General features: G+C 57.4%; 10 protein-coding genes and 3 pseudogenes. 5 read left to right on the top strand and 8 right to left on the bottom strand.

Translation table 11 applies throughout. The features are described from left to right. Nucleotides 1–785: 785 nt before the first annotated feature. The 3 genes and pseudogenes from MUBE_RS18610 to fdxA form a co-directional block, all read right to left on the bottom strand. Nucleotides 786–2150: pseudogene (locus MUBE_RS18610) on the bottom strand (APC family permease); the annotation flags it as partial. Nucleotides 2151–2345: 195 nt separating this feature from the next. Beyond that, nucleotides 2346–3431: a succinyldiaminopimelate transaminase gene (dapC, locus tag MUBE_RS13575; protein WP_116540930.1), complete on the bottom strand. Its 1086-nt coding sequence runs from the start codon at nucleotides 3429–3431 to the stop codon at nucleotides 2346–2348. Nucleotides 3432–3484: 53 nt separating this feature from the next. Then, nucleotides 3485–3811: a ferredoxin gene (gene fdxA, locus MUBE_RS13570; protein WP_116540929.1), complete on the bottom strand. Its 327-nt coding sequence runs from the start codon at nucleotides 3809–3811 to the stop codon at nucleotides 3485–3487. Between the two features lie 182 nt (nucleotides 3812–3993). On the opposite strand from fdxA, the gene MUBE_RS13565 reads away from it, so the two are divergent. The 3 genes and pseudogenes from MUBE_RS13565 (at nucleotide 3994) to MUBE_RS13555 (ending at nucleotide 6832) form a co-directional block, all read left to right on the top strand. Further along, nucleotides 3994–4275, top strand: coding sequence for a hypothetical protein (locus MUBE_RS13565; protein ID WP_116540928.1), 282 nt, complete (start codon nucleotides 3994–3996; stop codon nucleotides 4273–4275). Continuing rightward, nucleotides 4263–6270 (top strand): annotated as a pseudogene (locus MUBE_RS13560) (oxidoreductase). Before MUBE_RS13565 ends, MUBE_RS13560 begins: the two are co-directional and overlap by 13 nt. 229 nt (nucleotides 6271–6499) lie before the next feature. Next, a complete protein-coding gene (locus MUBE_RS13555; RefSeq protein WP_116540927.1) occupies nucleotides 6500–6832 on the top strand; it encodes a hemophore-related protein in 333 nt (110 codons plus the stop codon). 125 nt (nucleotides 6833–6957) lie between these two features. On the opposite strand, the gene MUBE_RS13550 is transcribed toward MUBE_RS13555, so the two are convergent. Then, a complete protein-coding gene (locus MUBE_RS13550) occupies nucleotides 6958–9528 on the bottom strand; it encodes a bifunctional FO biosynthesis protein CofGH (RefSeq protein ID WP_116540926.1) in 2571 nt (856 codons plus the stop codon). 237 nt (nucleotides 9529–9765) lie between these two features. Between MUBE_RS13550 and MUBE_RS18605 the strand changes: the two genes are divergently transcribed. After that, on the top strand, nucleotides 9766–10005 hold the full coding sequence (locus MUBE_RS18605; RefSeq protein WP_243633079.1) for a PE family protein: 240 nt from the start codon (nucleotides 9766–9768) through the stop codon (nucleotides 10003–10005). 121 nt (nucleotides 10006–10126) lie between these two features. Here MUBE_RS18605 and MUBE_RS18600 read toward each other — a convergent pair whose 3' ends face one another. The 4 genes from MUBE_RS18600 to mshB form a co-directional block, all read right to left on the bottom strand. After that, nucleotides 10127–10360, bottom strand: coding sequence for a hypothetical protein (locus MUBE_RS18600; protein WP_243633078.1), 234 nt, complete (start codon nucleotides 10358–10360; stop codon nucleotides 10127–10129). A gap of 139 nt (nucleotides 10361–10499) precedes the next feature. After that, nucleotides 10500–10649 (bottom strand): hypothetical protein, encoded by a 150-nt coding sequence (locus tag MUBE_RS18595; protein ID WP_243633077.1) that lies wholly within the window; start codon nucleotides 10647–10649, stop codon nucleotides 10500–10502. 67 nt (nucleotides 10650–10716) lie between these two features. Further along, a complete protein-coding gene (locus tag MUBE_RS13540) occupies nucleotides 10717–11178 on the bottom strand; it encodes a hypothetical protein (RefSeq protein WP_165849875.1) in 462 nt (153 codons plus the stop codon). 102 nt (nucleotides 11179–11280) lie between these two features. Then, nucleotides 11281–12198: an N-acetyl-1-D-myo-inositol-2-amino-2-deoxy-alpha-D-glucopyranoside deacetylase gene (gene mshB, locus MUBE_RS13535; protein WP_116540925.1), complete on the bottom strand. Its 918-nt coding sequence runs from the start codon at nucleotides 12196–12198 to the stop codon at nucleotides 11281–11283. A gap of 196 nt (nucleotides 12199–12394) precedes the next feature. Here mshB and MUBE_RS13530 point away from each other — a divergent pair. Next, nucleotides 12395–12956 (top strand): annotated as a pseudogene (locus MUBE_RS13530) (TetR/AcrR family transcriptional regulator); the annotation flags it as partial. Between the last annotated feature and the right edge of the window lie 9 nt (nucleotides 12957–12965).

Here is a 12965-nt window from a genome sequence, read left to right as displayed (position 1 = left end):
GATTGGGATACTGGCCGGGACTAGGTGTCTGGGATGTATCTGTGCGGGGGTTGGGGTAGCGACTCGCAGCACACTGTCTGGCGGGGGGTTGCGCTGGTCTTCATCAAAATGAGGTGAAGGCTAGCGCATGTACCGTAAGGGGCGACGGTCTTGCATCACGACATCACCATGGTCACACTGGCTAGACTCTCCCCAGATAAGAACAGACCAAAACCTCGCTTCAACACCACCAACCAACAACACATAGGTTTACAACGAGATTCGCTGTGTCAGCGATAGTGGTTTTCGGTATAAAACCGCTGGAGTTTTATCATCGGAATCAAGTATGCTAGCTATTTTGAGACCGTGATCAGAATCGTTACTAGCATTCTGAATTCGAGGATTAAAATGTCGGTGCTTATCCTTCTCCCACGGTGTCGGTTACCTAAATCGTCAGCAGAATTCTTAGGTTGCCAACCTTTAATCACTTGTGTTACCAATGGTTTCATTGGTTTCAAACGGCAGTTTTTTATCGGTGTCTTCCGATAGTTTGGTGTTGTGAGTTGAGTTCATTGTGGTGTCGTGGATAGGAAGGTGATCACGGCTGCGTTGGATACGTTGGATACCACGGTACGGGGTAGCGTGGCGGCAGGTTCTTGCATGCGATTGCCGAGTGGACGCGGATCAGCCGTACCGAAGTCTCCCCAACGCATCCGTGATGCCACCGATCTTGGTGAACGGCACGTGATTCACCAGCAAACCATTACCGCCACAGTTAGCGGCCACCACAGCAGCCCAGCGTGCCGAACGACTCGGTGCCGCGCGTACCTCACCAACTCAGGGCGATCAGTACGGAACATCGCGAGAATGGCTTTCGCGGATCGATATTCCCGGTTGAGTCGCATCAGCGCAAATACCAAGACTAGGTTTACCCAGACTAGCAGTCACGCACCTTCGGTGAACTTTGCCACAACGAAGATCCCGACGACGATCGTGGACACGATCTTCGCGTAAAAGTTGATCGTCAGTGGTGTCACCAACCGGGTTCTCAGTGAATCAGATAGTTTCTGGTCATCCCGTAACCTTCCATCGAGCATCTGGTCAACACACCGACCGCGTAAAATGGAACCAGTGCATTGAGCGACCCGCTGGTCGTCGCAAGACGCGTCACCGACAGTGCGATGCTACTATTCGAAAATACTAGCTGGTGCAAGCTTTTCACCAGCCAACTTGGCAGTAAACGTTTTTCGGCCACAAAGCTGCCCAACGCCAGCAATCCGTTGGAACTGATGTTCGCACCGTTGAACAACATAGCAGCCGATACCTTCTGGATAAGAAGGTATGAAGATATTGCCGATTATCCCATCGCTGAAGGTTGAGCAGGCAACCTGCGACAAGACTGACGGATATTCATGAACATACGACGTTGCGTGAGTCACAAACGCCAGGTCAGCAACACCGACCAACAAGAATCCAAAAACCGCTGCCATGGATACGAGCACATAGCACGCGTTGAGGACCTGTTGTTTTCTAAAGACATCAGCTGTATTTGATTTCTACTCAACACCAGTCAATGGCGAACTCTCGTTGGTGAACACACGCAACAAAATCAAGATCATCGCACCCATCATCAGCACGCTCCCCTGTTGTATCAACATCACTCTGATCAGCTGATTCAGACCGCGTTACGTTTATTACCTGAATATTTCGTGGATAACACCGACCACGATTGTCAAGGAAACTGTGACGATGAATGCATAAATCACCACCGCGAACGGCATCACCGCTTTGCGTAAGTTGCGCAGGTTCAAGTAACCGATTAGCAGCAACATACCGATTACGACGTCCAGAACGTAGGTTCCCAACACGAGCGATCACCGACACCATCGCAATCATCCCAGCCGCCGACTGCACCGTTACTGTGACCGCATAGCCGATCAGTAAAGCGACCACAGCGAATCTGCGTCACCTGGGAGGACGGAGTTTTTCTGCACGACGATATAGGACCTGCCCGCTCGGGTGTCAGCCATGACAACCTGCCGATACGACGCGGCCACCAACACCAGAATCAGCAGGATGACACCGACGACGGAAAGCAACAAGGCGAACGCCGCCAACCCGGCATGCGGCAGCAATTCGATTAAGATCTTCCTAGAACGACACGCTTGACTATGTCAGCGGGATGCACGGCTTTCCGGTCAAATTATCAGCCGAAGATATCATGGCTAAATTCACTTACCCGATGAATTTAAGGCTGACAAAACATCTACAATGCATTCTGCCTTTTTCCCAAGCTCTTTCAAACCAAAAACATCCCGTACCAAGGACAGATCAACGAGGCGAACTTCACGGCGTTGTCCGGTGACTTAACTGAGCCGCGCGACAGCAGCGGCGATCCTTTCATCGCTAGCAGTCAAGGCGACCCGCACATGCTGACAACCACCAGGACCGTAGAACTCGCCGGGGGTCACCAGAATTCCACGCTGAGCGAACCACGCGACACTGTCCCGACAAGGCTCATCACGGCTGGCCCACAGGTACAAGCCAGCTTCGGAATAGTCGACAGTAAAGCCGGCTGATACGACCGCGGGCAGCAACGCATTCCTTCGGCGTGCGTAGCGATCTCGCTGCTCGCGTTCGTGAGCGTCGTCCTCAAGAGCGGCGACCATGGCCGCCTGCACCGGCGTCGGCACCATCATCCCGGTGTGTTTGCGCACCGCCAGCAGCTCAGCGACCAGGCCCGGATCTCCGGCGACAAAACCCGCCCGATACCCGGCAAGCGATGAGCTCTTTGACAGCGAGTGCATCGCCAGCAAGCCGGCATGGTTGCCGTCACACACCAAAGGATGCAACACCGATAACGGCTCGACGTCCCAACCTAAACCCAGGTAGCACTCGTCAGAAGCCACCACAACACCATGATTGCGCGCCCATCCCACCACCTTGCGCAGGTGATCCACACCGAGTACTCGTCCGGTCGGGTTGCTCGGGGAGTTGAGGTAGAACAGCGCCGACGACTGCGCGCCCAGCTGGGCCAGTGAGTCCGCACGTAGCACCTGTGCTCCGGCCAGTCGGGCGCCGACATCATACGTCGGATACGCCAGTTCCGGCACTATTACCACATCGCCGGCGCGCAAGCCCAGTAGGGTCGGCAACCAGGCAATCAATTCCTTAGTGCCGATCACGGGCAGCACGGCTGCCTCAGTGAGTCCGGTGATGCCATAGCGGCGGTCCAACGCGGCCACAACGGACTCACGCAGCCGCACGGTGCCGGCCGTGGCAGGATACCCAGCTGTGGAGCCTGCTGCAGCAAGAGCCGCTGAGATTAGCGGTGCGACGGGATCGACCGGAGTACCAACAGACAGGTCGACGACGCCGTCGGAATGGGTTCCAGCCACAGCTTTCGCATCGGCCAAGGTGTCCCAGGGAAACACCGGCAGGTACGCCGACACTCGCCTGTGAGGGGGCCGCACTCCTCCGGCTAACTCATCCAGCATCGGCCGGCTCAGTCACCTTTGCCCTGCGGCGCAAGGTCCTTGACTACTTGCGGGTCGTTCTCGGTCATACCGACTTTCGCTGCGCCACCCGGCGATCCCAACTCAACGAAGAAGTCAGCGTTGATCTGCGTGTACTGACTCCACTGTTCGGGCACATCATCTTCATAGTAGATCGCTTCGACGGGACAGACCGGCTCGCACGCCCCACAGTCGACGCATTCGTCAGGGTGGATGTACAGCATCCGAGCGCCCTCGTAGATGCAGTCGACCGGGCACTCTTCAATGCATGCCTTATCCTTGATGTCGACGCAGGGTTCGGCGATCGTGTACGTCACAGACGTCTCCTCCGTGTACTGCTCGGTGTGGGGGTGCTGTTCGCCTCACCGCGGTACGTACAGGTCGCTCGCTGGACAAGGCGTTCGATTACTGATACTAAACGTTAGCTCTTATGCACCTAACTTGCATAGCGCCGCACGTTACGATTTAGCCTGCCTAGGGGGCGCTACCCCACGGGATTTTGATCTCGCTGTGCGAACAGGTCGGCTCAGGCCACGAGCTAGTCACCCAGCGCAGCCAGCCCGCTAAGAAGGTCTGCCCGGTTTCCGATAACGGCTGTGCCGAGCTGAGCTACTGGATCGCCATCAAGCTGCCCGATGGAATCCGGGCCAAAGAGAACACGATCGACCGGCTTGACGAGGTAACTCCGGCACCGCAGTGGCCTCCGGACGACTTCAGGAAAAACCATGACTCAATCCTTTCTCGCAGCGGAATCCCTACCCAACCTTATTGCCTTCGTTAGATCTTGGCTTTATCACGCTATGCAATCGGGCGGTCGTGGGTCCGATATACACCAGACTAGAAGACCTAGATCGCCATATCGGTTGACTCGAAAGTATATTTCGCTGAACGTGAACGCAGCGAGGTCGAACTGATCATTACAGGTGGTGAAGCACCGAACCACACCGGCTGACTGCTGCCGTTCGTCTAGAAATTGGCGCCCGCGCGACACGCAAGCCGACATCGTCGTGTCACCGGAACTGTCCACGAATCGAACGCCAAAATCCTGCTGAAGATCCTGTACGCAGGAAGTTTTTCTTACCAACAGCTTTCGACAAGAACTTCATTAATCAAGTTGCTGATCAACATGTTCCAAACTCGAGGACTGTCATCCCGGTGTGCCGAAACAACAACCACTGATTTCACTCGCTGGGCACAACTGGCTCGCGAAGACAGCTAGGAAAGAGTCGAAATCATGGGCAGAAAAGGTACCTGTTCGACCAGTTCTTGGCGCTACGCACCAATAAAAACACCGATCCCTGGGTGACACAGTGGCCAACCACCGCCGGCTCGCGATCGAGGCCGTGCGCCGCACCCGCGTCGCCGTCGGACCCAGATTTCATCATCTATTACAAGATGTCAAGGGCCGACTACGTTGACAGCAACCAAAGCTGGGATGAGATCGTCACGTTAACGACCGAGGTGGAAGCCGCGAGCGCGATCATCATCAACTCCAGCTTCGGTTGACATAAGGACCGGATACCGACGATCGTCACCTCGGTGCCCAACAGCGCCTTCGTCGACATCAGCTACGCTGCCGCCCAACACGCCAGCATCTCCGTGGTGGCGTCGAATCGGATTAACATTCCCCAAGCCGCCGAAAGAATCTTAGCCGAGATCGGAGTACAGCTGGCATCGATGGCCCGGTCGTTGCTGAGCTACCCGGAGTGGGTGCGCAAGAGCACGAAGGACCTTTCCATGGAGATCAATACCTGCATCGCCTGCAATCAAGCCTGCCTCAACCATACATTCACAAAAAGTATGGCGTAATCCCTGCTCAATCCTCGAGCTGGGCACGAAACGCAGCTAGTGTTGTCCCCGGAATCTGGCGCGCCCGCTCAGTGGCCGTCGTCGAGGCCGACCCTACCAGACTGACCGCAACCTTTCAACGGCCACCCAGCAGGGCCGCAAGGCTACACTGTTCGAGGCCAAATAATTTCATCGGCGGCCAGTTCGAAATAGTCGGGCGTATTGTCGGCAAAGAGGAATTCAACGCAACTATCCGGTACTTCACAACGAGGCTGGACAAATGACAAATACGGCGTTGTGATACGGCTAGGCACTCGGATATCAACAGTCGACTTGGCGGGGCACGACGTTGTCATGCTAGTCACCGGAATGGCTCCACGCATTCCAGCCATCCCCGACATTGACCACCCGATGGTGGTGGCCTACACCAAAGTGATTTTAGACAGCAAGCCGGTCAGACAAACCGCAGCGGTGATCGGCACCGGAGGCACCGGCTTCGCTATCAGCGAACTCCTGTTCACCGAACAGTCGTCGATCCGAGACCCTAAAGACCTCAACGCGTGGAAAGCCAAATGGGGCGCCGCGGATCTGCAAGAAGGACACGGCACGCTACCTCTCGACGCCCACACCACTCACCCATGAGGTGTAACCACTACAGCGCAGTAAAGTCCCGTAGAGCAAACAGCTCGGTAAAACCAGTGAATGAGTACACCGAACATCGTTGAAAAGGCTAAAAGCGTACACCAACTCTACGGGGTGAATTACGAGCAGATCAACGGCGGCCTGCATATCAGTTTCGGACCGAATCGGCAGCGCCCACAACTGCTCCCGGTTGACAATTGTGATGCTATGTGCAGACCAGGAGCTGGTCCGCTATCGGCAAAATGCCGGCATAACCCCACACATCATCAGCGGGGCGACCGTTGTTGTGAAGCTGGATGCAAATCACGTTATTAAACAGGACACCGAGCTGGCCACCCGGCTCTAGCCTGTGCGCCCAAATTTCGCTGATCGCAAACCACATCAGCAGGCCGTCGACCTACAGATAATAACGTCCGCATCGCGGTCGCCAATATTTCTTAACATTAGCCAATATCTCTTACATTAGAAGTAAGCTATGTGAGCCTGGTAGCCTTAATCACAGACGGCAACCACTGGAGTATGACGCCGTCACTGTACTTGCTGGAGGTACCCTGATTTGGGGAAGGTGTCCATACATGGTTAGGTCTTTGGTCAAATTGGCTGCCACCCTGGGTGGTGTGGCGCTGGCACTAGCCGCTGCGACCGGGATCGCATCCGCAGATCCACTGGATGGGGTCATCGGCACGCACTGCAATTACAGGCAAGTGATGGCAGCACTCAACGCGGCGGATCCGGGTGCTGCCGCCGAGTTCAACTCATCGCCGATGGCGCAGAGCTATTTATCTCATTTCCTAGCCGCTTCGCCGACGCAGCGCGAGCAAATGGTCCAGCAAATAAAAGCCATGCCAGGGGCTGCGCAATACCTTGGACTCGTCGATCAGGTCGCTGGCACCTGCAGTAACTACTGAGCCTCTCACTAAACTGGTTTAGCAGCCGACCCTCTCCCACTTCGCACGGTGAAGGCTCGCTAAGCGCCGACTTCACCGGCCTCTCGCCGGCCTAGATGTACGTACATACCACGCCTCTTAAGGATTTACGCTGCTAGCGAAGTATACGTGGTAGTGCGCTGGCGGGCAGGGCGGTCAATGCCCTCCGCGATAGCGATCAGCTCGGCGACGGTCTTGGCGGAACCGTATTCTGAACCGGCCATCCGCGATATAGTCTCCTCCATCAACGTACCGCCCAGGTCGTTGGCACCTCCGTTGAGCATCACCTGCGTGCGTGCCACACCAAGCTTCACCCAGCTGGTTTGAATGTGAGAGATACGGCCGTGCAGCATGATTCGCGCCAGGGCGTGCACAGCACGGTTGTCACGATGAGTAGGCCCAGGACGCGCCGCGCCGGCCAGATACAACGGCGAATTCTGGTGCACGAAAGGCAATGGCACAAATTCGGTGAAGCCACCGGTGCGGTCCTGGATGTCACGCAGGACCTGCAGGTGAGCCACCCAGTGACGTGGACCATCGACGTGACCATACATCATGGTCGACGAAGAGCGTAGGCCCACCTCATGAGCCGTGGTGACGATTTCGATCCACATCGACGTGGGTAACTTGCCCTTGGTAAGTACCCAGCGCACTTCGTCGTCCAGGATCTCGGCAGCGGTGCCGGGAATGGTGTCCAGACCAGCTTCGCGCAGACTGATCAGCCATTCACGAATACTTAACCCACTCTTAGTCACACCGTTGACGATCTCCATCGGGGAAAACGCGTGCACATGCATCGAAGGGACCCGGTCCTTAACGGCACGCACCAGATCAACGTAACCAGTGGCAGGAAGCTCAGGGTCGATACCACCTTGCATACATATTTCGGTGGCACCGGCGACGTGTGCCTCCCACGCGCGGTCGGCGACCTCCTTACTGGACAACGAGTAGGCATCGGCGTCACCCTTGCGCTGAGCGAACGCGCAGAACCGGCAGCCGGTGTAACAGATGTTGGTGAAGTTGATGTTGCGGTTCACCACAAACGTCACGTCATCACCAACCACGTCACGGCGCAGCGAATTTGCTAGTTCAGTAACAGCTTCCAGTGCAGGACCATCAGCGGTGGCCAACGCCAGATACTCGCTGTCGGTGCAACCAGCAGGATCGCGCTCAGCTGAGCGCAGCGCAGCAAGCACATCGGTGTCGATGTGCTCCGGGGCACGGTCGGCCAGCTCGTGCACACGGGCACGGATTAATTCCCAATCACCGCATACACTATCGAGGTCGCTGCGGGCTTCGGTGTTACGGCCTTCAGTGTCGACCGCCACATCGAGATCCACCCGACCGGTGGACTCCACGTCATCAGGCTCCTGCCAGGGCATGCCCACAGGATTGATATCGCGAGCCAAGCCGGTCACCGGATCCGCCAGTGCCACAACATGACCCCGCACCCGCGGGTCGATCCACGCGACACCAGCCTGCACGTATCTGGGTTGAGCGGTCAGCCGCTGTACCAGGACGTAACCAGCCTCCGCGGTGACGGCAGCCAGTTCATCCAAAGCGGGCCAGGGCCGTTCCGGGTTGACGTAGTCCGGGGTCAGTGGTGATACACCACCCCAGTCGTCAATACCGGCAGCAACCAACATGAGACACTCGTCACGGGACACCAGGTTCGGCGGCGCCTGAATGCGCATACCTGGACCCAGTACCAGCCGCGCAACGGCCACAGTTGCCAGGTAATCCTCGATCCCAGCATCGGGCACCGCAGCCATAGCAGTGTGCTCCTTGGCGCGGAAATTCTGCACAATCACTTCCTGTATATGGCCAAACTCCTTGTGTAACTTGCGAATAGCATGCAAAGTTTCGACACGTTCGGCCAGCGTCTCGCCGATTCCCACCAGCAGACCGGTGGTGAACGGAATGGACAACCGGCCCGCATCAGTCAGCACCCGCAATCGCACTGCCGGATCTTTGTCCGGACTTCCGTAATGTGCAAGGCCTTTCGTTTCAAATAGTCGTCGCGACGTCGTCTCCAGCATCATTCCCATCGAAGGCGCCACCGGTTTGAACCGCGACAGCTCTGACCAACTCATCACGCCAGGATTTAAGTGCGGTAACAGGCCGGTCTCCTCCAACACGCGAATCGCCATCGCCCGCAAATAGGACAACGTAGAATCATAACCCCGTTCGACAAGCCATTCGCGCACTTGCACCCAGCGATCCTCAGGACGGTCACCGAGAGTGAATAGCGCTTCTTTGCAACCGAGTTCGCCTCCGCGACGGGCGACGTTGAGGATCTCGTCGGGTTCCAGGTACATCCCAGAACCTTGGGCACGCAGCGTATCTGGTGCAGTGAAGAAGGTGCAGTAGTGACACCTGTCGCGGCACAGATGTGTGACGGGGATGAACACCTTCCGCGAATAGGTGATCGGCAACCTGCCGTCTGCGCCGTGTCGTCCAGCCGACTCGAGACCCGCGTCACGTACCCGAGCCGCACTTGCGCAAAGATCAGCCAGATCCTCGCCACGTGCGGTCATCGCAACGACCGCCTCCTCAACGTTCAGCGCGACGCCGTCTCGAGCCCGCCGTAATACCCGCTGTAGCGCCGACGGATTGGGCTTGAACGGAACAACAGGGCTAGAAAGAACGATGGGCTCCTGGCCTTCAGTCAGCGGCACGTTAGTGTAACTTCCCCACGATCAAATTTCATCCGCGACCCCTGTAGCATATTTGCAACACTAGCGCCAGGCCATCGCTGGCACACGGTCGAGTATCCCGGTGTCATCGCCGCCCGGCGGATGCTCGGTCAACCGATTCGCAGATATCGCAGCTAACCAGCCGGGGATCGCGAGAAGATTCCTTCAATCGGTCATCACTAGGCGATGGCCGCGCTGTAACGGACGCACAGGAAAGGTATGGGATGTCTTTCGGGGCTAGTTGCACCAGATGCACTGGTTACCGCAGCGTCGGATTTGGCCGGTAGTAATTCCACGTTCAGCGTTGCCAACGCAGTAGCGACGGCCCCGACAACCGGAACACTGGCCGCTGCCACTAATCAGGTATCAAAACAAATCGCCGCGCTGTTTTCCCGGCATGCGCAGGGGTATCAGCGGCTAAGCACGCAACTGTCCGCGTTTCATCAGCAATTCCCGTAGGGCCATAAGCACTAGCGCCAACACATATGCCACAGCCAAGGCCAATGCCGTGCAGACGCTAGTAAATGCGGTAAACAAACCCGCCGAGCTGCTGAGGCACCCAATTATCCGGCAATGGCGGTCACACGGCGGCCGGCGGCGTCTGGCCCAACGTTGTGGGACGCATCGAAAGTCTCGTATTAGTTGCCAGTAGAGCCGAAGGGTTGACCGGCAACGCCAGCTTCAGTCTCCCGAGCGGTAGCAGATTAGCCGAAAACCATACCGGCGTCAGCGCGCTGGGGTTTTGGCCTACCGGCGGTGTTAGTGTACTCGCCGCTCCGGCAAACACCCGACTGTAGTCGACGAATCTGATCAACGCTGCAGCAGCGCCGGCATCCAGCCGGATCGATCGGCAAAGCTATCGAGAATCTATACCTGGCCGTTGAACCATCGGCACACTACAGCTTTGATCTACTATCGCATGTGGTGAGTTAGGTACCCTGGACCGGTCATTCTTAGCATCGCAGATCAACTTCCTCTACTATCTCTTCGAGCCCATGGTGCAAAGCAGCCTGTTCAACACGATCGACTGGCAGGGCAATCATCTTCAGCCAAGGGCTGAGCAACTTCTGCCCGGCCACCACAGCGTCGACCAGCCAATTCATTCAGACCGAGATTAACCGAGTACTTAGTTTCCTCCCACCGGTACCGCGACTCCCGTCAACCGGCCCGCTAACCGTAGCGTTTGCGCCGCAATAGTACACACGCCAGTGGCAAGAGGCCCAACACGATCAACCACAGTGCCCCGTAGGCCAGTATCCCCTTGCCCCCTAAAACGACATCATTGCCGGGACCGCCCAGGCTGAGTAGCCCGACAGTAAGCAGCCACATCCACAAGGGCAACGCAGCTAACTGCGGTGACCTCGTCCAGCTCCCGGCGGCCCACACCAGCACCGCATTGACCACTCCACTGACCAACCCGCTTATCGGAAACGGTACAGAGCCGATATAGAAAGGCAGCAGCATCGCCCCGCCCAATGCAGACAAAACTCCGTCGACAGCTAAAAGCGCTAAGACAACAACGCGAATGGCGAGGTCTGCCCCCTCGCTGTCGTCAACTGACGCGGCGCGTAACTTGGTTTCGGTCAGGTCGGGACACTGTCGATCTGCGAGAGCACCGATGCAATTTCCCACTGCAGACTGTCGAGTCTGTCCTGCCAATGCTGCAGGTTAGGGTCCAGATCAGGGTCCATACCAGTTCCTTCCGCGGCTACCTGACTGGCAGCCTACCGCGTATCAGGATCCATCCAGACTCAGTCCCGCAAACAGGTCAGTTTCCCAACCGCGCTCATCACGATCCCCCGCAGAACCGGCAGCGAGAACATAGTGCTCTTGTGCGAGAATCGGCAGCGCCATGTTGTTCGACAGAGCGCACGCCCGGCCGGTCGGGCCAACGACGACTTGAGTGGCGTGCGCAGCCAGTGCAGTCGCCTTGGCGGCACATGCGTCTGCGGTTGCCTCGACCACGGCATCGATGTCCTCGTCTGAATATCCGAAGTCGAACTCTTCACGCGGCAGTATCGTCCACTCGTGCCGCAAATCTTTATCCTCCAGCGCGTTCACCCCGGCCTCAAACGCACTGAGGGCAACGACAGACCAGTAAAACTTCGGTACCGTCCACGGCTCGCCCAGGTATTCATCGGTCCCGACAGCTGAGCCGGTTCCCACCCCAGAAGAGGCAACTGCGGCTGCGGTGATAAGGTGAGTTTGAACGTGGTCAGGGTGACCGTACCCGCCATTGGGGTCATAGGTCACCACGACGTGCGGACGTAGGTCGCGGATGATCGTGACCAGAGCTCCGACCACCTCGTGTTCGTCAGCATCGATGAATCGCTGACGACGCCGTCGCGCGGTGCCACGTATACCTGAGTCGCGCCATCGACCGGCACCGCCGAGATATATGGGTGCATTGACCCCCAACGCCCGCAACGCCTCAGTGAGCTCAAAGATTCGGTAGCCGCCGAGTTGGTCCGCGTGATCGACGGCGAGCTCCGCCCAGCGGTCTCCAATGATCTCGCCTTCCTCGCCAAGTGTGCAAGTCACGACCTGCACCTGCACCCCACGCGAGGTGTAGTGCGCAATGGTGGCGCCGTTGCTGAAGCTCTCATCGTCAGGATGGGCATGCACAAACAGCAGCCGCGGCGTCTCAGACATGGACGCACCCTACCCGAGCACCGATGTCGTCGAAAGCCGCTTCGGTGTTCGATATTGTCCTCCTAACCGCACCGACGATGTCGAACACTTCAAACAGTTGTATACGACAACAGCAAACAGGAACATCGGCGGCTACCATCGAAAAACGGCGCAGCCCACCCAAATGACCCCGAGCACCGGCCAGAGCCGCCAGTGAGGTAAAGTTCTTGAGCGTGCCCTCTACACGGCTACGCTGGCCGAACTGGCTGAAGCCGGGTATGGCAGCCTAGTTATGGTAGGGCATTGCTGCGCGCCCACACCGACATTGTACCGTCGCTAGGCCAGCAAACATGATCTGGTACACGCCGCGCTGCGGAACGTTCTACCGTCGTTGCCCAAACCACGTACCAATCGGTCAACAAGGGAGAACCTGCTGGCGGTATTTACCGCGCACCGTGACGTCCTGGCCGGCCAAACTTCCTTTCCCGGCCTGGACATCATGGGCCAACTCATTCACGAACCCAAGCTGCGAACCATCTTCGCCGACACCGTGGTGGCACGGTGCTTGAACATCGTTCAGTCGAATCCTGTAAGCCGCCGTTCGCAACGACGACATCGACCCTGCTATAACCACTCCGCTAACCGCACAGATCGGTTCTACATTGATTACACAGCACTTTCTGCTCACCAGGCCGCCGACGAACCGACGCGAGCTGGCGCTCATCGTCGACACCGTGATCCCGTCACAACCAGCGACGACCGCGGCACGGGCTAACTGACGAACCAAG

The organism is Mycobacterium uberis (genome assembly GCF_003408705.1).
Classification (GTDB): Bacteria; Actinomycetota; Actinomycetes; order Mycobacteriales; family Mycobacteriaceae; genus Mycobacterium; species Mycobacterium uberis.
The sequence above is the reverse complement of the archived record's forward strand: the minus strand, read 5'-3'. Positions and strand labels throughout refer to the sequence as shown.

Coding starts and splice junctions, on each gene's coding strand:
- MUBE_RS13555 (WP_116540927.1), top strand. CDS start 6,500: ATGGTTAGGTCTTTGGTCAAATTGGCTGCCACCCTGGGTGGTGTGGCG.
- MUBE_RS18605 (WP_243633079.1), top strand. CDS start 9,766: ATGGGATGTCTTTCGGGGCTAGTTGCACCAGATGCACTGGTTACCGCA.
- MUBE_RS18595 (WP_243633077.1), bottom strand. CDS start 10,649: ATGAATTGGCTGGTCGACGCTGTGGTGGCCGGGCAGAAGTTGCTCAGC.
- mshB (WP_116540925.1), bottom strand. CDS start 12,198: ATGTCTGAGACGCCGCGGCTGCTGTTTGTGCATGCCCATCCTGACGAT.